General features: G+C 56.3%; 19 protein-coding genes and 2 other RNA genes. 9 read left to right on the top strand and 12 right to left on the bottom strand.

Annotated elements, in window-relative coordinates:
* Positions 1–7: 7 nt before the first annotated feature.
* Positions 8–2,065: a DNA polymerase III subunit gamma/tau gene (gene dnaX / locus B2Y33_RS07160; RefSeq protein ID WP_027916014.1), complete on the bottom strand. Its 2,058-nt coding sequence runs from the start codon at positions 2,063–2,065 to the stop codon at positions 8–10.
* Positions 2,066–2,184: 119 nt separating this feature from the next.
* Between dnaX and B2Y33_RS07155 the strand changes: the two genes are divergently transcribed.
* Positions 2,185–2,943 carry a substrate-binding periplasmic protein gene (locus B2Y33_RS07155; protein WP_028687962.1) on the top strand — a complete coding sequence of 253 codons (759 nt, stop codon included), beginning with the start codon at positions 2,185–2,187 and terminating at the stop codon, positions 2,941–2,943.
* Positions 2,944–2,946: 3 nt separating this feature from the next.
* On the opposite strand, the gene B2Y33_RS07150 is transcribed toward B2Y33_RS07155, so the two are convergent.
* A complete protein-coding gene (locus B2Y33_RS07150) occupies positions 2,947–3,426 on the bottom strand; it encodes a DUF2938 domain-containing protein (RefSeq protein WP_027916012.1) in 480 nt (159 codons plus the stop codon).
* Positions 3,427–3,506: 80 nt separating this feature from the next.
* Here B2Y33_RS07150 and B2Y33_RS07145 point away from each other — a divergent pair, with 80 nt between their 5' ends.
* Together B2Y33_RS07145 and B2Y33_RS07140 are read left to right on the top strand one after the other, a co-directional pair.
* Entirely contained in the window at positions 3,507–3,947 is a 441-nt protein-coding gene (locus B2Y33_RS07145; protein ID WP_049695650.1) for a helix-turn-helix domain-containing protein, read from the top strand.
* 168 nt (positions 3,948–4,115) lie between these two features.
* Positions 4,116–4,565, top strand: a complete 450-nt coding sequence (locus B2Y33_RS07140; protein ID WP_028687964.1) for a DUF2846 domain-containing protein — start codon at positions 4,116–4,118, stop codon at positions 4,563–4,565.
* Between the two features lie 149 nt (positions 4,566–4,714).
* Here the strand turns inward: B2Y33_RS07140 and ffs (B2Y33_RS07135) are convergent.
* Positions 4,715–4,800: signal recognition particle sRNA small type (gene ffs / locus B2Y33_RS07135), an RNA gene on the bottom strand.
* 152 nt (positions 4,801–4,952) lie between these two features.
* On the opposite strand from ffs (B2Y33_RS07135), the gene B2Y33_RS07130 reads away from it, so the two are divergent.
* Together B2Y33_RS07130 and B2Y33_RS07125 are read left to right on the top strand one after the other, a co-directional pair.
* Positions 4,953–6,263 (top strand): site-specific integrase, encoded by a 1,311-nt coding sequence (locus B2Y33_RS07130; RefSeq protein ID WP_288632808.1) that lies wholly within the window; start codon positions 4,953–4,955, stop codon positions 6,261–6,263.
* Between the two features lie 795 nt (positions 6,264–7,058).
* Entirely contained in the window at positions 7,059–7,730 is a 672-nt protein-coding gene (locus B2Y33_RS07125) for a helix-turn-helix domain-containing protein (protein WP_288632807.1), read from the top strand.
* A 570-nt stretch (positions 7,731–8,300) separates the two neighbouring features.
* On the opposite strand, the gene B2Y33_RS07120 is transcribed toward B2Y33_RS07125, so the two are convergent.
* The 3 genes from B2Y33_RS07120 to B2Y33_RS07110 form a co-directional block, all read right to left on the bottom strand.
* Entirely contained in the window at positions 8,301–9,071 is a 771-nt protein-coding gene (locus tag B2Y33_RS07120) for an OfxX fusion product (RefSeq protein ID WP_288632806.1), read from the bottom strand.
* Positions 9,072–9,347: 276 nt separating this feature from the next.
* Positions 9,348–9,914, bottom strand: a complete 567-nt coding sequence (locus tag B2Y33_RS07115; protein WP_288632805.1) for a hypothetical protein — start codon at positions 9,912–9,914, stop codon at positions 9,348–9,350.
* Entirely contained in the window at positions 9,914–10,195 is a 282-nt protein-coding gene (locus B2Y33_RS07110; RefSeq protein WP_288632804.1) for a hypothetical protein, read from the bottom strand. Before B2Y33_RS07110 ends, B2Y33_RS07115 begins: the two co-directional genes overlap by 1 nt.
* A 136-nt stretch (positions 10,196–10,331) precedes the next feature.
* On the opposite strand from B2Y33_RS07110, the gene B2Y33_RS07105 reads away from it, so the two are divergent.
* Positions 10,332–10,556: a helix-turn-helix domain-containing protein gene (locus tag B2Y33_RS07105; RefSeq protein WP_288632803.1), complete on the top strand. Its 225-nt coding sequence runs from the start codon at positions 10,332–10,334 to the stop codon at positions 10,554–10,556.
* Between the two features lie 110 nt (positions 10,557–10,666).
* Here the strand turns inward: B2Y33_RS07105 and B2Y33_RS07100 are convergent, their stop codons facing one another.
* Together B2Y33_RS07100 and B2Y33_RS07095 are read right to left on the bottom strand one after the other, a co-directional pair.
* The gene (locus B2Y33_RS07100) at positions 10,667–11,587 is read right to left on the bottom strand and encodes a hypothetical protein (RefSeq protein ID WP_288632802.1); all 921 of its coding nucleotides are present in this window, start codon (positions 11,585–11,587) and stop codon (positions 10,667–10,669) included.
* Positions 11,588–12,127: 540 nt separating this feature from the next.
* Positions 12,128–13,036: a HEPN domain-containing protein gene (locus B2Y33_RS07095; RefSeq protein WP_288632801.1), complete on the bottom strand. Its 909-nt coding sequence runs from the start codon at positions 13,034–13,036 to the stop codon at positions 12,128–12,130.
* Between the two features lie 300 nt (positions 13,037–13,336).
* On the opposite strand from B2Y33_RS07095, the gene B2Y33_RS07090 reads away from it, so the two are divergent.
* The 3 genes from B2Y33_RS07090 to B2Y33_RS07080 all read left to right on the top strand — a co-directional run bounded on the left by B2Y33_RS07090 (position 13,337) and on the right by B2Y33_RS07080 (position 15,711).
* Entirely contained in the window at positions 13,337–13,897 is a 561-nt protein-coding gene (locus B2Y33_RS07090; RefSeq protein WP_414707942.1) for a recombinase family protein, read from the top strand.
* A 42-nt stretch (positions 13,898–13,939) separates the two neighbouring features.
* A complete protein-coding gene (locus B2Y33_RS07085; RefSeq protein ID WP_288632800.1) occupies positions 13,940–14,149 on the top strand; it encodes a hypothetical protein in 210 nt (69 codons plus the stop codon).
* 399 nt (positions 14,150–14,548) lie between these two features.
* Positions 14,549–15,711, top strand: a protein-coding gene (locus B2Y33_RS07080) for an IS3 family transposase (RefSeq protein WP_288632799.1) whose coding sequence is annotated in 2 segments (ribosomal slippage) — positions 14,549–14,804 and positions 14,804–15,711 — 1,164 coding nt in all. Because the reading frame shifts where the segments join, the coding sequence is not laid out codon by codon here.
* On the opposite strand, the gene B2Y33_RS07075 is transcribed toward B2Y33_RS07080, so the two are convergent.
* The 4 genes from B2Y33_RS07075 to ligA form a co-directional block, all read right to left on the bottom strand.
* Entirely contained in the window at positions 15,686–16,699 is a 1,014-nt protein-coding gene (locus tag B2Y33_RS07075; RefSeq protein WP_288632798.1) for an HNH endonuclease, read from the bottom strand. The two genes, B2Y33_RS07080 and B2Y33_RS07075, sit on opposite strands and share 26 nt — an antisense overlap.
* 161 nt (positions 16,700–16,860) lie before the next feature.
* Positions 16,861–17,943, bottom strand: coding sequence for a type I restriction endonuclease (locus B2Y33_RS07070; protein WP_288632797.1), 1,083 nt, complete (start codon positions 17,941–17,943; stop codon positions 16,861–16,863).
* 274 nt (positions 17,944–18,217) lie between these two features.
* Positions 18,218–18,314: signal recognition particle sRNA small type (gene ffs, locus B2Y33_RS07065), an RNA gene on the bottom strand.
* Positions 18,315–18,532: 218 nt separating this feature from the next.
* Positions 18,533–20,863: an NAD-dependent DNA ligase LigA gene (gene ligA / locus B2Y33_RS07060; RefSeq protein WP_028687965.1), complete on the bottom strand. Its 2,331-nt coding sequence runs from the start codon at positions 20,861–20,863 to the stop codon at positions 18,533–18,535.
* Between the last annotated feature and the right edge of the window lie 103 nt (positions 20,864–20,966).

Raw genomic sequence — 20,966 nt, 5'->3', positions numbered from 1 at the left:
TTATTCGTTATTGGCCCTGACTGGCCAGGGCCTCTACAGGCTCAATAGTATCGTGCCGCACCTTGGCGCCAAACAGCTTGATCATCTGCTGGATCAGCGGGTCGTGCTCGATCGACGCCTCGGCTTCATGCTGGCGCTCCAGGCGCTTGCGGGCTGCCGCCTGAGCTGGCGTTTCCTGTTCGGGCCGGATCAGCTCGATGCGCAGGTTCAAGGTACGCCCCAGGTGCTGGTTGAGCGCCTCGTTCAGGCGTCTTTGCTGGGTGGCGTTGAACAACGCGCCTTGCCCCGGGTCCAGGTGCAGGAGCCAGTCATCACCGTCGGCGGCGATCAACGTGCAGTTGGCCGCGATGTTGCCCGTCATACCAGAGACAGGCAACTGCGGGAACAATTCCAGCCATTGCAAGGCCAGCCCGGTCGCCGGCTTGGCAGCGGGCAGCGGCTCGGCGGCGGCCTGGGGCTGCTCCTGGACGTGTTCGGCCAGCTCGTCGAGGTAGCTGAAGCCCACCGGATCGCTTTCGCCAGCGTAGTAGTCTTCGTCGAGCGGCGGCTCGTCGTCGCGGTCCATGCCCACCGATGCATACGCACCCGGATCGAACGGAGGTACATCATCGTGGGTTGCAGCGGCCTGTTGGGCAGGAGCAGGGTTTGCAGCAACGGGGGCTGGAGCCGGCTGGGGCTCCTGCATGGCCGGTGCAGCAGGCGCTTCCCACGGCAGATCGATTACCGGCGCGACTGGCTCAGGCACCGAGATGGCCGTAATCTCCGCCTCGAGTTCGCGGTCACGCTCAGCTTCGGGTTCATGGTCTGCCGTTGCCGGCGCAGGCACCTCGATCACAGGCGCAGGCGTTGACGGCGCCGACGCAGCCGGCTCGCTTACCGGTTGGGCAACCGCTGCCGGGGGCGCCACCGGTTCGACGGAATCAGCTGTGGCCTGGCTGATCCCCACTGGCTTTAGCACCGGCCTCGGGGCTCCATCGGCATCGGCCGGGCGGAACGCCAGCATGCGCAGCAGTACCATCTCGAAACCACCACGCGGGTCGGGCGCCAAAGGCAAGTCACGCCGCCCTATCAGGCCCATCTGGTAATAGAACTGCACGTCCTCGGCCGGCAATGCAGCGGCCAGGGCGAGCACGCGCTCCCGGTCACCCTGGCCGTTGTCCACGGCCTCGGGCAAGGCCTGGGCAATGGCCACACGGTGCAGCACGTTGAGCATTTCGGCCAGCACCCCGGCCCAGTCCGGGCCCTGCTCGGCCAGGTTGCGCACGGCTTCGAGCAGGGCGCGTGCATCCCCTTCGAGCAATGCCTGCAGCACCCCGTACACCTGGCCATGGTCCAGGCTGCCGAGCATGGCGCGCACATCGGCGGCCAGCACCTTGCCTTCACCGAAGGCGATGGCCTGGTCGGTCAAGCTCATGGCATCGCGCATCGAGCCGTCGGCCGCGCGGCCGAGCAACCACAGCGCATCGGCCTCGAACGGCACGTTTTCGGCCTCGAGCACGTGGCTCAGGTGCTCGACCACCCGCTCCGGGCTCATGTTCTTCAACGAGAACTGAAGGCAGCGCGAAAGGATGGTCGCCGGCAGTTTCTGCGGGTCGGTGGTGGCCAGGATGAACTTGACGTAGGGCGGTGGCTCTTCCAGCGTCTTGAGCAACGCGTTGAAGGAGTGGGTCGAGAGCATGTGCACTTCGTCGATCAGGTAGACCTTGAAGCGCCCACGGCTCGGCGCGTACTGGACATTGTCCAGCAGCTCGCGGGTATCCTCGACCTTGGTGCGGCTGGCGGCGTCGATCTCGATCAGGTCGACGAAACGCCCTTCATCGATTTCGCGGCAGACCGAGCAGGTCCCGCAGGGCGTGGAGGTGATACCGGTTTCGCAGTTCAGGCATTTGGCGATGATGCGCGCGATGGTAGTCTTGCCTACACCGCGCGTGCCGGTGAACAGGTAGGCATGGTGCAGGCGCTGGTTGTCCAGCGCGTTGATCAAGGCCTTGAGCACATGGGCCTGGCCGACCATTTCGCGAAACGAGCGCGGACGCCATTTACGTGCAAGAACCTGATAACTCATCGAAAAACCATCGTAGCCTGATCGAGCGGAAGATCGCTAATGCTAGCGGAGCGGGGGCAAAATTGCACTGCCTGACTGGCCGTGCGCGACGATGGACAGCGGATCATGGAGAACCTGCGGTGCGGACCCTGCTGGCTTTGTTTCTTTTCTGGTCGGCTCACAGCCTGGCTGAACAGCCGGTACTGCGCTTTTCGGTGGCCGAGAGCTGGAGCATGCCGCTGATTCGCATCGAGAACGGCCAGCCGGTCGAAGGCCTGCTGTTCGATGTCATGGAGGCAGCTGCCAAACAAGCCGGTGCCCGACCCGAATATCATGTGATGGCTCGAATGCGCCTCGAGGAGGCGATGAACCAGGGTGATATCGATGTACGTTGCTACGTCAGCGACCAGTGGTTGATGGCGCGGCCGAAGGACTTCATCTGGAGCGTGCCGCTGATTCACCAGCGCGATGTGCTGGTAGGCCGCCTGGGCGAAGGCGGCCCGATTTCGCCACAACGGCTGTCACCCCAGCCCATCGGCACCGTTCTGGGCTACACCTACACCACGCTTGAACCCTTGCTGGCGGCACACCGGCTTTACCGGGAAGACAGCCGCAGCCAGGAGCTGGCCTTGCAGAAGTTGCAAGCGGGACGGTACCGGTATGCCGTCAGCAACCAACTGTCACTGCGGTGGTTCAACCACCAGCGCCATGCGCAATTGCAGCCACTGGCGGTGCTGGACGAGCAGGACCTGGGCTGCCTGGTCCGCAACGACCCTGACATCCCCGCCCAAGCGCTGCTGCGCGCATTGGTGCGCATCAAGCAGAGTGGGGAGATGGAGCGCTTGCTGCAACGCTACGGCAGCACCGAAGAGCCCCCACCCACCGGGACGGGCACCTGACCCCTATAGCGCCAAGGCCGTCACGTACAACCCGATACCGAATACCATGTGGTTCACCAAGCTCTTGAAGCGCGCACGCCAGGGGCTGGGCGTGCGTGAAGCAAAAAAACCCATGCCCATGGCAGGCTGCATCAGGCACATGGGCGCCAATACCGTACCTGCGCCCACGGCCAATGCCGGCCACAGGGTCGGCGCGCTCAGCCACGCGACGCCCGCCGTAGTGACCAGCAGCATCGCGAACGCCACGCCAATGGCGTAGTGCAGCGCCCAGCCCCACACCCGCTCGTGCTTGATGGGCGGGGCCTGCCGGATCGCCTGATGGCGCCAGTGCCCTTGCAGTGCATGCCCGGCCCAGCGACCTACCAAGGCGTAATCGAGCGTGGTGGCGCCCAGGCGCCTGGAGACCGCAGACCAGCCGTCCATGACCAGTGTGGCGCCGACGCCGATGCCCATTGCTGCAATCCACTGTTCGCTGTTGACCATGACGCTTCCTCTCATTTGACGTTGTTGAATACGCCGGGCAGCATGTAAGTTGAAGTCAACTTCAAGTCAAGGGCTTGTACATGGACATTGCCGATGTGGCGAGACGCACGGGCGTGCCGTCTTCCACGCTGCGTTACTACCAGAAGAAAGGCCTGCTCACGGCGCGTGGCGAGCCAGGCCAACGCCGGCAGTTCTCGGCCGACGTGGCTGAAAGGCTCGCATTGATAGCGCTGGGCCAGGCCGCCGGTTTTTCGCTGGACGAGATCAGCACCCTGCTGGTGGACCTGAAGGTCGACCGGGCGCAGCTGCTGGCCAAGGCTGATGAGCTCGACAGCCAGATCAAGACATTGCAGGCCATGAGCAAGGGCTTACGCCATGCGGCTGAGTGCCCTGCGGCCGATCACCTGGCCTGCCCGCGGTTTCGCCGGTTGATGGCAGTGGCCTCAGCACGATCAGCACATCCGAATGTAGTGCGCCGTTTGAAAAGGGCGACCCCTTCGGCAGGTAAACCTAGGCACTGAATAGGGCTAACGACATCCAGAATCGGATTCACCTGCATGCCCATGAGTGCAACGCTCAAGGCGTTTGTACTCACGTCTCGATGCACCGCGAGGCAGCATGGCATAATGATATTAATGATAGAGCGAAGCGCTGATCATTCAACATTCATTATCGACAAGGAAATCTCGATGCTGTCTCGCATCAAGCTGTTCGCTACTGTCATCAGTCTGGCTATCTTAACGGGCTGCGCCTCCGTACCCATGGAGAGCCCAGAAGCAGACGCCGCGCTAAAGACTTTTGCAGCACCGCCCGCCGACCAGGCCGGCCTCTATATCTACCGTGACAACTTCGTCGGTAAAGCCCTGAAGAAAATCGTCACTGTCGATGGCAAGATCGTGGGACAAACTGCAAACCGGGTCTACTTCTACCGCCTGGTTACCCCTGGCCCGCACAAGATCGGCACTGAGTCCGAATTCAGTGACAATGTCATCGATTTGATGGCGGTGGGCGGGAAGAATTACTACATCCGCCAATCGATCAAAGTTGGCGTTTTCGTAGGCGGTGCGAAGTTGGAGGTTGTGCCTGAAAGCGTGGGCCAGGCCCATCTGCAGAAGTGCACGTTGGCAAAATCACAGTAACCCCAGCGCCTGATGCTGCGTATGCGGTAGTGTGCGCAGCGTTATAGCCAGTGTTCGCAGTGCGGGCACTTACGAAAAAACGGCACAGTTTAGGTGACTGAGCGCTTGGCCTTGTAGAATTCAGGGCCTGAAATGGAGGCGGCCCCGCCAGCCACACCCCGGCACTCGATGTTCCCGCTATGGCTGCTCCCTTCCGGGCCTGACCAGGTACGCATGCAAGCATGCTCGGGAATCAATGCGGGCCTTGTGCGGCAAGGGTTTCAGGCTGATACGGTATTTCGCCATCTGCCCGTGCAGACACTCAGCACGGTCTCCCAGAGCTTGGGGTGTGACCAGAATTGTTCCACTTAATTGGTCCACTCTACTGGTCCACTCTGGTGTTCATTCATGGCCTACATCGTTCGTCGCCAGTCCGTTTACTACCTCAACCTTCGACTCCCGAAGCACCTATTCCCCAACCGTCACACCCTGCGTATTTCTCTGCGAGTGCGAGAGCGGCAGGCAGCCTTGTACCTTGCAACCTCACTGGCTCAGCGAGTGAGCAGCCACTTGAACGAGCACCCCCTTACGCCTCCCGAAACACTGCGTGTGCTTTGCGTGCAATGGCGCGACTCATCCCCCAGGCCCTTACCCGGCACTGCATCAAAGCAAGCTGTGGCGCCCACAGCGAAGCCAGCAAGTGGCGGTCCTACCCTGGCAACCCTTTCCAAGCTTTATATGGAGGAAGGCAAACGCGGTGGTACATGGCGGCAAGGCAGTATCGACGATGTGGAACGTGCACTAGCCGACCTGTTCGAGCTGATGGGTGATATGCCTGCGGTAGCCTTTGATGCTCAAAGAGCTCGTTTACTGAAAGAACGACTCAGCCGCTGCCCCCAGTACTTCGGCTTACGACCTGAGTTCAAGGGCAAGACACTGAAGCAAGTGGTCGAGTCAGGCAGCATGTATAAGACCATCACTGCCGTCACCGTGAACAACCGGCTACGCAAGCTGACCGCCTTCATGAACTGGTGCAAGGCCAACAGCTATATAGAAGCGAACCCGCTAGCCGGCATGAAGGTCATGACGGGATCAGCGAAGGAAGCACGCCTGTCATTTGACCGCCGCGATCTGGCAACCCTGCTGGATCATGAGGCGCTGCAGAAGGAAGCACGCAAGCACCCATGGCGCTACTGGCTGCCATTAATGGGAAGGGCTACCGGGGCACGACTAGAAGAGCTGTGCCAGTTGCGGGTGGATGACTTCGTTGAGCAACAGGGTATTCAGTGCATCCGCATCGATGACACCCGTGAAGGCCAGAATCTCAAGAACGCTAGCAGTCGCCGCGTCATTCCTTTGCACCCTGCCCTGCTCGACTTGGGCCTTCTCCAATACGTTGCGTCAGTCAAGGCGACTGGAACTGATCGCCTATTCCCCGAATTGGACGCAGTACGTGGGAAGCTGGGGCATGCACCGTCGAAGTGGTTCGGTCGGTTCAAGGCCAAGCTCGGTATAACTGACCCCCGGAAGACCTTCCACAGCTTCCGCCATACACTCATTGACGATCTGCGAGATGCAGGTGTGCAGGACTCGCTGATCAAGCGGATAGCCGGCCACGAGGATGCTGCTGTGACATTCAGCGTGTATGGCAGCCGTAGCCCTTTGAGGGCGATGGCAGAAGCGCTTAGCCAGATCAGAATAGGAGCAATAGTACAGTAGCGCAAATGACTGAGGATCAGGGGAAGCAGGTTAGCCCTTCCCCTGCCCCCCGGAAGATGCATAAGTAGTACTTAAGGAGCATCACATTACCGATTAGCCACTGTATTTACGCCCTAACTGCACTCATGCGGTTGACTTGGGACAACTTCCTGATAGCATCCACCGCAACGACACCCAAGCCTCATCAAATTGTCTGCCGATTGCTTTAGCCACAAGTTTCAAAGCCGCATCAGGCCAAGATATACCATATACAAGGCATGGCACCATCACCGCAGTTTCTTCTCTCGCCACAGCCCCCAACAGTATCAACTAGCAGCATAGTAGATCCACGCACCAATCGACGCCCACTTGTACTCAATGAACAATCAGCACTGCCGCCTGCTGACTATCGTATGCACCACGCTACCCTCATAGCAACCGAAATCACAATCTTCGTTTGAAACCTTGTTGCACCAAGCCGAAACACAAACCCCTAAATCAATTAGCACATCACGAATCACAATCACCCTATAATTTCGCTCATTCGGAGAGTTGATCCACTAAACAGAAGAGGGTTCGTGCTACCTGCGATATTAACTGACAACCCTAGCAATACCTACATGCGCACACAATGACGATCAGCCACAAGGAAGTTACCAATTGAAAGCATCAACTGCAAGTCTTCTCACCCCTTTGAAGATTGAAGCCCTAGACGCACGAATAGCTGCGAACACGCGGCGATTGCTGAACTCTAACACTCCCACCGCCTATGATAGAAAGCCGAAGAGCATGCAAGGACCACAACCCAAGAGTATCATGAATCCATTCTATGGCTTCATCGGACGCGAAACGCGGTGGGGACGCTATCCCAAGTTTGCGACAGACATAATAGAGGGTATAGCTAGACTTGATTGGCATGACCAGCCAATAGGCGCGAATGGTAAGTCCATACCACTGTCAGTCCGCAAGTTAACATCAATTCTGGAAAATCTACCAATCCTCTCGAACGAAGCTATCGAGGACTTGCTACGGCTCAGGGAAAGACATGCGAGACGATACTTCAAAGCAGTCCAACTAATAATCCCATGGATGATGAAGAGCCGCCCCAGCTTGCTTTGCCAAGAGATGAATGATATTCCCATTAAAGTGCCTAGCAGCCCTACAGCAATCACTCACGACTGGCGAGACTGCAATGACGCTGACATCCCGAGTTCCGAGGTACTTGCCAAGCTTCACTATGACCTTCGTACACTAACCCAATACAATAGCGTTGAAGAACACGAAGCAGAGCTGAACAACACTCACCACTCGGAGACCACCATCAAAGTTCCAGGACGCCAGGAGCACCCAATGAAATCTAAAGTAATGCAGATGCTGAGGGAAGGTGCTCAGGTCAAGCCCATTTCAAGAGCTACAAAAGTCGACCCGAAGACAATCAGGAAATGGCGAGCAGAGGCAGCAGAGCATGAGACCCCACAGGCAGCATAACCTCGTGCAACCGTTCAGGGTCAGGGGGGGGGAATAACACGGCCGCATATATATGTATCCAAGCACCAGAGCGCCCCTTGCACTTACAAACCTCTCTTAATTCACCATCGTGGCGTATCCGCCACAGCAGGATCACCTGTGCCTGAGGCACGGATTACACCTCTATTTAGTAGAGAAGAGAAGGGGCAAGAAAGCCCCTTTCCGCTCTTGATCTTCAATTTAGCCTTGCTCAGGACTGTAGAAGTTATGACGAAGTGACGGTACGTCACCGTGTATCTGCACAGTGAAAGCAAAAGCTTGGGGGCTTTCCGCCCTGCCCCCTGCTCCGAACATGCCGTGAGGCAAGTTATCAAGTCTAGACAGCAGTGAAGAGAAGGGGCTGTACTGCCCCCTCTTCGCCCTTAATCTTGCTCATGATCAGACTGTAGATACTTATCTCGTGGCCGAAGCCACAATATCCGAGAACAGGTAGTTATAAGGCAGTGGACAGAGCGATGCCAGCCACCGCCTGCACCAATGAGAATGGTAGCTACGAGCTGGATCTACCAGAGCATGGGCTGACTACGCCAACTAGCTTTGTAGGAGAAGTTCTGGCCACAATGGACCAGTTGTGATTGCATCTGGCAATGGTCCACTCAAGCTCTCCATGACTCGCAGAAAGCCGCTCACAGCAGTGACCCAAGCACTAAAAGTCCAAATCGGGGCAACCCAGCCTTCTCTATGGTATCCAATCGCATTTCGTAGCCACCTTGGGTTCTTCCAAGCGGGTGTTGAAAGTACTAGTCTGCCATCGGCGGTAGAAAATACCGGCATTGGCTTCGGCTCTCCCTTGCGAGGGCCATAAGTCTCTTTGGGTTCATGTGCTTCCCAGGTGGTTCGAACGGCACCGTTTAAGCCGTCGATCAACGCCTTGGAGTGCGATAACAGAAGCTGCGATGTCAGATCGTTCAAGGCATCCAGCGTGATTTGAGCTCTAGCCGCTTGAGCAGCTTCGTGCTGACGCTTTCGTTTGTATTCAGCCTCCTGCTGACGGCCACGCTCCTCGTTCTCTAGCTGTCGCTGCTGATGCTGCTCACGAGCGGCCTTGCGCCGCTGCTTCGCTTCATCCGATAGTACTGGTCTGACCTTTGCCTCAGAGGGAGCATCTATAGTCAATATAACCGGTTCCCGGCGGGCGTTCACGATGCTGATACTTTCCCCATCTGCATTGAAGAGATTGAGGTACACGTTCGCACCAAAGGACTGGACATGGGGGTCAACAGTGGCTACATACTTCAACGCCTCTTCCATCGCCTGTGCCATGCGCTCTGGAGTGATTTCACCTTTGATCTTCACTCTCATGCTCTAACACCCACCTTCGCAATGAGTAGAGCGACGGGCACGCTAACCTTGTAGACTGTCATTACCGTAATTTTGAACGTTTGAGGCGTTTTCGCCTCAGGGCTATCCGCGACTACGTCAGGTCCACTAGACTCAATAGTGGCGGTCAAACATTTTTGATTAGACAAGAGCAACCCTCTGCTATGCAGTTAAAAGTTAGTTAGCTTACTGACTTACTGACTTACTGACTTACTGACTTACGGGCTTACTGACTTACGGGCTTACAGAGCTACGATCTTACTTCTCGTTCGCATGCGTATACTGCGCGAACTTGTCCTCTGCCAGCAGGGCACTCCTGCTAGCCTCATACTGGCTCGCTGCGATGCGGTCCTTCGGAGCAGAGATGGACATGCTTGCGAGGTAGGTTGACCACTTCGCGTACAGGTCCTTACTCAGGTCCAAGGTCTTCGCAGATACCTTGGCCTCCTTCAGGCGAGCAACAGCCTCATTACCACGCTGGTAGGCATAGTGCTGGCAGTCAGCTAAGGCTTGAGCACGGTCATCAGGCCGTTCACTCGATCCATAACCACGAAGCTGGTCATACAGGATGTAGCCTGAGTCGGCTTCTCGGCCGCACATCTGAGCGTAGAGCCCAAGCAGCCATTCAAAGTTCCAGGCCGGGGACTGGGCGTCTTCGTACTTGACCTCGATAGGCGTGAATGTCCACCGCTTGGTAGGCGCTGCATCTGTGTACAGGATTGGCTCATATCGTGACTGAGCACAAGCAGTCAAGGCACACAGCACCCCTGTGACCGCTGCGCCTCTCAGCACGCTCAGCACGACCAGCTTCTGCTTTTGAGGCATCACTTGACTCTCATAGCGCTGTAGCCTTTGCCGATCATACAGTTCTGATAGGCTCTGTTCTGTTTCATCTGGATATTGGCACCTTCAGCGAACGTCCCGCGGTACTCCCAGTCGGCAACCTGGATCATGGCCGATTGATTCTGGCATTTGGCGTCATCCTGCATCACCGCCTCATCAGAGGCCCCAGGCTTCACCATCTTGTACTGTGCCTGAGCACACCCAGCCATCAGTAGTACAGCACCTGCAACCGCAAAGCCCTGGAATCGTCCTTTCACGCGCATTACTCCCATCATGCAATGGCATCGTGCCATTGCTCAGAGCAGATGATGCCATGCCCAAACAAAAATTCACAGTATCCTGTGAAGACGCAGGCGCAGCCCCACCCGAGAGTGCTACCTCATACTGAGGGGGTGCGGTTTGGACGCAGCGTGGGCATTCAGTAAGGTTCTCCGCGAACGACGGAAGCAGGCAGGACTAACGCAGGAGAAGCTGGCGCTTGAGGCAGGCGTGCAGCGGAACTACGTAAGCCTCATTGAGCGCGGTATACACCAGCCTACTATCAACATCATCTTTAAGCTGGCTGCTGCGCTAGGCTGCAAGCCTTCAGCACTCATAGCCGACGTCGAAGCGATGGTGAAGTGAGACCTGCTCAGACCTACATACACGGCATGCAGCCGACCTCAGTAAGCGAGCAGGTGATTCGACACCGACATCCTGCCTGAGCTCTGGCTAGGAAGCCTAGAAGACGGCTACTAGTCAGGTATCAACAAATTATTGTGATGCTTGGGTAGCAATGCGATCTCCCCCCAGGACAGCCGGTCGACAGCCAACCCACCTCCATTGGTCGTGATCACCCCATAAAACATGACGATCCTGCCAGTGGAATCATCTTTGATCCCTTTCTCTTGGCAGAATCCATCTGGGAGCTTGACAGTGAAATCCCCGATTGATGGGTCGCACTCTATTCGAGTCATACGCGTGGAGTGTGAGTACTTCCCCGCGTTCCAACTTCGCCTAATCCTGCCGTAGTAGAGCTTAGGCGACTGCTCTGTATCGAGGATGTCGCGTGTCAACTCGGTCACATTTGTAAGCAGGTCAGCTAGTTGGACAGCATGCTGCGCACCGGGCATGACGAAGTACTTATCCTTATTAACCTCAAAATTGCGGCAAATCCCTGCTACGGTGGTTATCGTGCTGGGCAGCTGGAAGGATTCACCTCGGTGACGCCCAATGGGCACATCAGTCAACGGCCCATCAACATCCTCGACCGGGGTTTCATCGTAATCGCCACCCTCGAAGTGCTCGATCTCTGGCTTAGCCTTAATAAATCCCTTGACAATCGTCAACTCATCATGGTCGATAGCTTGCTTGGCATCTTCATCTGTATCGTAACGCTTCCCTTCCGGCTTCTTCGCTCTCAAGACACATGCAACATGCTGCCAGCGAGTGAGGTGGCGGTAGAATGGAGCACGCTTATTGGTGAACAAGTCTTTGTGCTTCGGGGTCCGCTCAACGTTCGTATAGCATCCCGGGCAGAATAGGCTGCCTACCATCCCTGCTTCATACTCATCGGGCGCGACCCGCCGACTCGCCTTCAATGCTTCGCGGAGACCGCCCTCGAAGTCCCAACCAGGCAGGTAGTGAGCGTAAGCGATTCTTCGTTTGGCAGACATTTGGGAATCCTTGAAAGGTGCTAAGGAGTACTAGCCATAATGTTGCAGCATTTTCAAGCAGGGGTGCACCAATGATGCTTCATCCGGCACCCTTCACCCAGGCGCGAGCAGACCGCCTCCCACTACCGTCCTACCTGGCTCCAGCTGGGCATGTACGCCCCATCAACGCCGTAAAGGTGCTAGCAAATGCCCTTGACGTAAGCATCTCAGCCCTCTTCGAAGACATGTGAGCTATCCCTGAGCACTGCATGCCAACGCTTTAACTAATCGGTTTGTAATTGCGAAGCAGCCCTAGAGGCCCCCGCCTGCTTGCTGCCCTTTCCTACACCTGGCATGGATCCTGGGATTGAGTGCTCTGGGACTAAGCAGTAGTCCCCCCTGAGCGATTAACCATCGATTTACAAGATTTGGACACTTTGCCAGCAATATGTCAGCTAGCAGATAGCCTGCTCTAAAGGCCACGGCCTGTTCAACAAGGCCGATAGGATGACCAAGTAAAGGAATGCAGCCATGCATAGGCGGCTACGCGCTGAGGAACTCTCAAGCTAACAGGTGCGCTTCAAGCTCATCACTGGAAGGCACCGCGCCCTGCTCGGTCATTTTGCAGATCAATCGAGAAAGCAAGACCCGCACCTCCACAACGTGTTCCTCTAACTGTCCCTCGGTGGTAGGGCTACCATGGACTGCTTTTGACCGATAGTCATATAGCTTCTTGATACGTTTGAATAAAGCCAGCCTTTCTTGCCCTCTGTCCTCTAGGTAAGCAGCTGCCAAGAGAGCAAGCCTGAATCGAAGCTCCGCATTTATGCCAAATAAAGCTTCGAAGCCAGACCATAGAGAAGCGGCGGACATGCGCAGGTTCGCGTGCTGGCTATGCGTCGTCAACGCGTCCACACCTAGCCGGAAGGGAGGCTGTTCAAGCAACCTTATCCAGTTGTTGAGATGAGCCTCAATCCAACTCAGATCCCGATCCATAACTCTCATTCCAGCACCGAACCTACGTGCTAGAGGGACGTCCTCTAAGAGTTGCACTCTGCACTGATCTGCCTGCATCGCAGGGATAATGTCCCATGACACGTCAGCGACAGCAGGTACGAGTATGTCTACCAAGGACCGCGTACGCAGTGCCGAGATGATCCACCAGCCCATGTCCATGCTAGCTTGGCTGAAGCAATCCTCATCACTGATCAAGGCCAACTCATACGTTACATACCGCATGTGGCGCGCTACAGCACTTAACAGCCCCTTATGCTGAAGTGCCTTGGCCAACTCTATCTCTCCTGGAGGCTGCTCAACCTTTCTTAACACCGCCACGGATGGAAACTCATAACCTTCGCCCTCAAGGGACAATCCTGAGAGCGCGAAGCACAATTGACGGTTACAGCCCCGCTGGTCCGCAAGAGCTTTGGCGAATGCCTCACGCTGCTGAAAATACTTCAACGTATCCATATCAGCCCCACTCTCATTGCTCTCGCTCGCCTCTGTAGATATTCCCAGTAGCAAACACTCACACAAGCACTGAGGCGCGTGCAAGGCGATAAGGGATGTTGGCTGATGGAGGACCATCCCAACGCCCTACTTCAAGACATTGCCCTAGGAGGCAACGGTGTGTCCATTAGCCTCTACCTGACCGACCACAAGTTCATGAATACAGCCCACGGTCGGATTTCGTATTCATTAGGATTGATTTAGATAATGAATACAGGCACACTGCCAACATCTAGACCTAAATGAACACAGGGCATTGAAATGGCACGAGTCGGGTACATTCGCGTTAGTTCGGTAGACCAGAATTTAGATCGTCAGCTTGACGGCGTTGCCCTAGACAAGGTCTTCACAGAGAAGCTCAGCGGTGCTACCACTGACCGACCTCAGCTTCAGGCTATGCTGGACTACGTTCGGGAAGATGATGTAATCCTTGTTCACAGTATCGACCGCCTTGCTCGCTCCCTAGCCGATCTGCTGAAGCTAGTTGAAGACCTGACTAAACGGGGTGTGCACATCTGCTTCGACAAAGAGAAGCTTGAGTTCACTGGCGAAGACAACCCAACTCAGCACCTGATGCTTCAGATGATGGGTGCTGTAGCTCAGTTTGAGCGAGCTATGATCAAGGACCGCCAGCGAGAAGGCATCGCAAAGGCCAAGCAACGGGGCGTGTACAAGGGACGGACCAAAACTGTTGATGACGCAGCCATACGGGCCGCTATCGCTGGTGACGGGGTTACTAAAGGGCTGTCGTTCCGTCAGGCCGCTGAGAGGCTCAACGTGAGCCTGAGCACTGTACAACGTGCCATGAGGGCAAGCGCCTAACCACACCTACAAAGCCAATACAATAAATAGGAGATGTCATTAATGGATGACGACAAGGCTGCTGCCGTGGCTGACGCACTGGAATTACTGCATCTCAATCAGATCGCCCTCAGGGCGTCAGTGGAAGAGGTCAGTACCTGGATAAGACAGCGAGGGAGCGTCAACGTACACGAGAACGCCATGGTGACACTCCAGGCATTGGATACCAATGCTGAAGCACTTGAATCGGCACTAGATCGACTACGACAATGATGGAAATAGGCCATATTTCTAGATTAACGAACCTAATGCCAGTATGGCACAGTACACGGGCTTAATCTCGACCCACATTAATCGATGGTCTCTCATAACGACCATAGTGTAGTACTCAAATGGAGGCCGACACAAATCGGCCTAATAATCCGCAAGAGCGCTTGAAATAATTTTAGAGTTCATCCCGTCGCCGCCTACTCCCAAGAACATGCATAAGGTAGGGGGTCAGCTCATGCATGAGCAAGCCGGAAAGCTTTTCAACGTCCTGATCAGTGAGGATGGCGCATTCATCCACATCAAGGTTAGCGAATGCATGTTGCACTGCCCTATCAATATGTAGTGGTCTACTAACCCCGGACACCCATTTAGGCGAGAATGCTCGCCACAGAGAGGTGTCTGATGACCAAGCAACGCCGTACCTTTACTCCTGAATTCAAGCGCGAAGCTGCCTGCCTGGTGCTCGATCAAGGCTATAGCCACGCCGAAGCTGCACGCTCGCTCGGCTTGGTCGAGTCAGCCCTGCGCCGGTGGGTTAATCAGCTTCAGCAAGAGCGCGGCGGCATCACGCCTGCCAGCAAAGCGTTGACGCCAGAGCAGCAAAAAATCCAAGAGCTGGAAGCTCGCATCACGCGCCTTGAACGCGAGAAATCGATACTAAAAAAGGCTACCGCGCTCTTGATGTCGGAAGATCTCGAGCGTACGCGCTGATCCGTCAGCTCAGCGCGCATGAGCCCGTTGATTGTTTGTGCGAAGTGTTCGAAGTCACTCGCTCAAGTTACTACGCACATCGTCATAGAACGCGAACTCCGGACGTTGAACGGCTGCGGTTGCGCAGTCGAGTGAATGAGTTGTTCACGCAAGGGCGAAGTGCGCCCGGCAGCCGTAGCATCAAGGCAATGATGCAAGAAGAGGGTGAGCAAATCGGGCGGTTCAAGGTACGCAGCCTGATGCGTGAGCTGGCGTTGGTCAGCAAGCAGCCAGGATCACATGCGTACAAAAAGGCCACAGTGGAGCGGCCAGATATTCCGAACATCTTGAACCGAGCGTTTGATGTCGAAGCGCCAAATCAGGTCTGGTGTGGCGACATCACTTACGTTTGGGCGCAGAGCAAATGGCACTATCTGGCAGTTGTCCTGGATCTCTATGCACGCAGAGTGGTGGGCTGGGCCTTATCAGAAAAGCCGGACGCAGACCTCGTGGTCAAAGCGCTGGACGTGGCTTACGAACAACGCGGAAAGCCTCAAGGGCTGCTGTTCCACTCCGACCAGGGCTCGCAATATGGAAGCCGTCAGTTCCGCCAGAGACTGTGGCGCTACCGCATGCGCCAGAGCATGAGCCGCCGAGGCAACTGCTGGGATAACGCGCCGATGGAGCGAGTATTTCGCAGCTTGAAATCAGAGTGGATACCGACCACGGGCTACCTGACCGGGCAGCAAGCTCAACGAGACATTAGCCAGTACCTGATGAGCCACTACAACTGGATCCGACCCCATCAATTCAACGATGGACTGGCTCCGGCAAAAGCTGAAGAAAAACTCAAAACCGTGTCCGGGATGAGTTGACCACTACAATAGCTTGATCTCTTGCTCTTATGGCTGAGCGCTTCACCGCCTCACGTAGAACAGAATCAAACGCACGCCCAATGCTGCCCTCCGGTATACGCCCATAGTTGTATGAAGCCTGGATATCAGCCCTATTAAGACCCAAGTTAAACTCTACATCTATTCTTTCGGAGCTTCTTGGATCAATGCAGTAGCTAGCGTGCACAGCTGCACCCGAATAGCTTTCAGCCAAACAGACAACCATGCGCCTGACGCCAAAGAACTCTATATATCCAAGTAATTGGCCATCCGTTCCTTGGTTACTCACTGCCACACAGTGAAGAGGAACCCCTTCCGGCCTACCCAGCATCAAATCACTTTCATACCAATATCCGAAGCATGCCTCCGCCCCATCCTCCAGCAAGTACTGCCTGGCATTGGTACAATCTTTTGCTATTACACCGTTAATCACAGCAAAGCAGAGTAAAGACTTAACGAGCGAGCGCCCCGAGAGAGCACCACCAAACTCCATTGATAGGTTCAGCGGGCTCCTTAAGTACCTTGATTGAACGCCAGCGTTGGCAATTGCCGATTCCAAGTCAAATTTAGGATACTTTCGCTTAACTCCCTTAAGTATCTTACGCGCCTCTTCAGGACTACGGGCAACGAGTTCAATCCTCATCACCCCAGAACCTTCGGGAGTTTGACTAAAACTAGCGCTAGCCGGGCTCATGCTACCATCCGCATGTAGCAATAGTTGGTCGCCATCGAGATTTTCAACCGCGAGAGAGGGCAATACTCCGCGCTCCCTCTTAACCCCAATCAACAGCCCCAATGACTGGAGATCCTTGGCTAAGGCGCTATCCCAAGTTTGTCCAGCACCATTATTGCACTTCACACAAAGCACACCGAGTACTTTATAACGCCCACCAATAGCGTTAATTATAATGTGCTCTTCGGAGTCATTAGCATCCGAGAGAGGACTATCACAAAGCACACACTCTTTCACTCCCCCTCCTAATGCGCCAACCCCAATTCACCACCAATCGACAAATCACAACAGAGCAGGCTAGACCACTAACCTAACAACTTAGCAATCTACTACTTCTGATGCCACCTTAGACCGTGCCTAGGCCGCCACAACCATCGACACGGATAAGGCAAGCAGACTCATTCATATAAAGAGATAGTGCCCTTCAACTGCTCTGCAAAGCCGTATATCTCATCCAAAGAGGCGATAGGATGTCGAGTCTCATTCTTCTCAGAGTCAAACAGGCCAATGTACTTTTGACTACGATTAAAGTGCAAGCGGCAAATTGGCTTACGGTTATTATCATCAAGCAAGACCCCAAAGTAACTCTTTGTATCACGATGAACTATTCGCTTCGCATCGACAACCGCCCTCACGATTGCCTTTACTATATGAAAGCCTTCTAGCTCTTCCAATGTAGTCTGAATCTGCTCGTCAGCGGTATCTTCACTAGACTCCAGAGCCTGATTACTTTCAACCGCCTCCATAGCATAGGACGGCTCGACAGCACCGCTCATGGCCGACTTCAGTCGATCATTGATTTGATCCCCCAAAAACTGAATTGCAGCCTTACGGGTCAACGTAGTGAATTGCTCTCTGACCTTCTGCGTAATAATCCCATCATACACACGAGCTGCAAAGAACTTAACAAAGTCGTCGCTCGGTTGGCTAAATTGGGAGGCCATCTCCTTCTTAATTTGCCCAACGTACTTCAACTCACCAGCTGCACTAATGATCGAGTCGACATCGAATGCAGACTTCGTTAGCTTCTGTAGCTCTGGGAGAGCATGCTCGTCTATATCTAGAAGATCCAGCTCTAAGAACGGCTTCTCATCCATCTTGTTTGGTGCATCAAGATCGGTGAAGAACCGATATACCTGGCCGTTGGTAAGGATCGAGATACGAGCAGTGGTAACGTGGAAGTACCGGAAAAGCTGGCTTGCGTGATTTATATGCAGCGGCTCGCCGATCTTCTTGCACTCAATGAGGATCTGAATCTTGCCGTTCTTCATTATCGCGTAGTCGATCTTCTCGCCCTTCTTCGTCCCCACGTCGCAGACGTACTCTGGCGTAACCTCAGAGGGATCGAAGACGTCGTAGCCTAGCACGGAGTTGATGAAGGGCATGACAAACGCAATCTTGGTTGCCTCTTCTGTCTGGATAGCAGGGCCCTGCTGGCGGATCTTGGCTGATAATGCGTTCAGTCGCTCTACGAATTCCATGTCTCGCTCCTCGCTCAGATGCCACATCCTAGTAGCACAGCCACCGTACTGGCAATTACAAATCATGGCGAGCGATGAGGAAAAGCGCCGCATTAAGTGGAGGACAGAGCAGCGCCGAGATTAGCGTAACCAGGGAGGGGGATTGGAGAGGCAAGATGACAAAGCTAGAATGCTCAGCACGGTGCACCACTTAGGTGTACTACGACACTGGTCCACTTCGAGAATTTGAGCGAGATAAGTCTTTTGAAATCAAGGACTTATAGAATGGAGGCGGCCCCGCCAGCCACACCCCGGCACTCGATGTTCCCGCTATGGCTGCTCCCTTCCGGGCCTGACCAGGTTAACGGGTAATCAATGCGGGAGGACCGACAGGGCCACCACTACATGTCTCGCTGAACAGCGAGTGGCGCCATTGTACCGGTCCTGAGCCCAGATACAACCTCTGCGGCAGAAAAAGTCATCATTTCTCAATGACTTGTCTGGCTAGCGCGCGCCACACGGTCAAACACCCTAACCCGCCAGCGACCCCGGCCGCCTAGATGGACAAGTGCCGGCACTCACGCAACGGGTCAACATGGCCCCAGGGTGATCAGACCTCGATGCCCTGCTGGGCAAGAAACGCCACGAACGCCTCTTCGTCGAGCACCTTAACGCCCAGCTCGCTGGCCTTGGCCAGCTTCGACCCGGCACCCGGCCCTGCCACCACGCAGTGGGTCTTGCCAGAAACCGACCCCGCCACTTTCGCACCCAGGCCTTCGAGCTTTTCCTTGGCGATGTCGCGGCTCATGCGTTCCAGGGAGCCGGTGAGCACCCAGGTCTGGCCCGCCAGAGGCAGCCCCTCGGCCACCTTCTTCTCGCTACGCCAGTGCATGCCGAAGGCCAGCAACTGCGCTTCGATGGCGTGGGCCAGTTGCTGGTTGGCTTCATCCCTGAAGAACGCGCGTACAGCCTCTGCCTGGCGCGTATTGAGCGCCTGGCGCAGGTCGATGCCATCCGCGGCGATGATCTTGTCCAGGCTGTCCAGGCGCGCCACCAGCTTCTGCGCGCCAGTCGGCCCTACCGAGGGGATGTCGAGCTTGGCGAGCAGGTCGGCCAGGGTGGTACTGGCGGCGAATTCGGCTGCCAGCTCGCCTTCGTCCTGCAACTGCATGCCGCTGTCCAGCAACTGGCGGATGACCTTCTGGTTGTGTTCGTCTTCAAAGAAGTTGTGAATCTCATGGGCCACTTCCAGGCCGATGTCCGGCAGGTAGGTGAGCACCTGCGGCAATGCCTGTTGCACGCGTGACAGGCTGCCCAGTGAGCGGGCCAGCACCTTGGCGGTTTCTTCACCGACATCGGGAATGCCCAGGGCATAGATGAAGCGGGCAAGGGTCGGCTGCTTGCTGGCGGCGATGGCTTCGAGCAGCTTGCGGCTCGACACTTCGGCAAAACCCTCGAGGCCTACGATTTGGTCGAACGCGAGCGTGTAAAGGTCGGCTGGTGAGGCAATCAGGCCCTCGTCCACCAACTGCTCCACGCTTTTCTCACCCAGCCCGTCGATGTCCATCGCCCGGCGCGACACATAGTGAATGATCGCCTGCTTGAGCTGCGCCCCACAGGCCAGGCGGCCGACGCAGCGGTACACGGCCCCTTCGCTGGTCACTTCCCTGCCCTTGCTGCGCTTGACCAGCTGGGTGCGCTCCACGTGGGAGCCGCACACAGGGCATTGGCTGGGCACCTGCACTTCACGCGCCCCTTCCGGGCGACGCTCCAGCACCACCTGCATCACCTGCGGAATCACATCACCTGCGCGGCGGATGATGACCGTATCGCCGATGCGCAGGCCCAGGCGTGCGATTTCGTCCATGTTGTGCAACGTGGCATTGGACACCGTGACACCGGCGACCTTTACCGGCTTCAGACGGGCGACCGGGGTAACCGCGCCCGTGCGCCCCACCTGGAACTCCACGTCCAGCACCTCGGTGAGCTCCTCCATCGCCGGGAACTTATGGGCGATGGCCCAGCGCGGCTCCCGGGCACGGAAACCCAGCTCACGTTGTGCGGCCAGGCTGTTGACCTTGAACACCACGCCGTCGATCTCGTAAGGCAGGCTGTTACGCCGTTCACCGATGTCGCGGTAATAGTCCAGGCATTGCTCGATGCCGGCCGCGTGCTTGAGCTCACGACTGATCGGCAATCCCCATGCCTTGAGTTGCTCCAGCGTGGCGATATGGCTGTCGGCCACAGGCGCGGACACCTGACCGACACCGTAGCAGCAGAATTCCAGCGGGCGACTGGCAGTGATCTTGGAGTCCAGCTGACGCAGGCTGCCTGCCGCAGCATTGCGCGGGTTGGCGAACGTCTTGCCGCCAATGTCGGCCTGGGACGCATTGAGCCGGTCGAAGCCGGCCTTGCTCATGAACACCTCGCCCCGCACTTCCAGCACCGCAGGCCAGCCTTGGCCGTGCAGCTTCAAGGGAATGTTGCGCACGGTGCGCACGTTGGCGCTGATGTCCTCGCCGGTGGTGCCGTCGCCTCGCGTGGCACCCTGCACCAGATGACCGTCACGGTAGAGCAGGCTGACCGCCAGGCCATCGAGCTTGGGCTCGCAGCTGAAATCCACCGCGTCTGGCTGGTCCAGCCCCTCCGTCACGCGGCGACCGAACTCGCGCAGGTCGGCTTCTTCGAAGGCATTGCCCAGGCTGAGCATGGGAACCTCATGACGAACCTGGCTGAATGCAGCAAGGGCCGCACCACCTACCCGCTGGGTGGGCGAATCGGGCGTGACCAAGTGGGGGTGCTCGGCCTCCAGCGCCTTGAGTTCGTTGAACAGCCGGTCGTACTCGGCGTCGGGCACGCTGGGTTCGTCCAGCACATAGTAGCGGTAGTTGTGCTGGTCGAGTTCGGCACGCAGTTCGTGGATGCGGGTTTCAGCGGTCATTTTTCAGCTTCTCTTGCAAAACGAAAGAGCAGCCTGGCAGCGTCTGGAGGGCCAAGCCTGGTCATCGCCTTCTGCCTTAGGCAGCGAGCCCGCTTCACAGGTT

The organism is Pseudomonas sp. UBA5666 (genome assembly GCF_002420785.1).
GTDB lineage: Bacteria > Pseudomonadota > Gammaproteobacteria > Pseudomonadales > Pseudomonadaceae > Aquipseudomonas > Aquipseudomonas fulva.
This window is presented reverse-complemented; position numbering and strand designations above follow the sequence as displayed.

Coding starts and splice junctions, on each gene's coding strand:
- dnaX (WP_027916014.1), bottom strand. CDS start 2,065: ATGAGTTATCAGGTTCTTGCACGTAAATGGCGTCCGCGCTCGTTTCGC.
- B2Y33_RS07150 (WP_027916012.1), bottom strand. CDS start 3,426: ATGGTCAACAGCGAACAGTGGATTGCAGCAATGGGCATCGGCGTCGGC.
- B2Y33_RS07100 (WP_288632802.1), bottom strand. CDS start 11,587: ATGTCTGCCAAACGAAGAATCGCTTACGCTCACTACCTGCCTGGTTGG.
- B2Y33_RS07115 (WP_288632805.1), bottom strand. CDS start 9,914: ATGCCTCAAAAGCAGAAGCTGGTCGTGCTGAGCGTGCTGAGAGGCGCA.
- B2Y33_RS07085 (WP_288632800.1), top strand. CDS start 13,940: ATGGATGACGACAAGGCTGCTGCCGTGGCTGACGCACTGGAATTACTG.
- ligA (WP_028687965.1), bottom strand. CDS start 20,863: ATGACCGCTGAAACCCGCATCCACGAACTGCGTGCCGAACTCGACCAG.
- B2Y33_RS07110 (WP_288632804.1), bottom strand. CDS start 10,195: ATGCGCGTGAAAGGACGATTCCAGGGCTTTGCGGTTGCAGGTGCTGTA.
- B2Y33_RS07130 (WP_288632808.1), top strand. CDS start 4,953: ATGGCCTACATCGTTCGTCGCCAGTCCGTTTACTACCTCAACCTTCGA.
- B2Y33_RS07070 (WP_288632797.1), bottom strand. CDS start 17,943: ATGGAATTCGTAGAGCGACTGAACGCATTATCAGCCAAGATCCGCCAG.
- B2Y33_RS07140 (WP_028687964.1), top strand. CDS start 4,116: ATGCTGTCTCGCATCAAGCTGTTCGCTACTGTCATCAGTCTGGCTATC.
- B2Y33_RS07145 (WP_049695650.1), top strand. CDS start 3,507: ATGGACATTGCCGATGTGGCGAGACGCACGGGCGTGCCGTCTTCCACG.
- B2Y33_RS07095 (WP_288632801.1), bottom strand. CDS start 13,036: ATGGATACGTTGAAGTATTTTCAGCAGCGTGAGGCATTCGCCAAAGCT.
- B2Y33_RS07120 (WP_288632806.1), bottom strand. CDS start 9,071: ATGAGAGTGAAGATCAAAGGTGAAATCACTCCAGAGCGCATGGCACAG.
- B2Y33_RS07090 (WP_414707942.1), top strand. CDS start 13,337: ATGGCACGAGTCGGGTACATTCGCGTTAGTTCGGTAGACCAGAATTTA.
- B2Y33_RS07125 (WP_288632807.1), top strand. CDS start 7,059: ATGAATCCATTCTATGGCTTCATCGGACGCGAAACGCGGTGGGGACGC.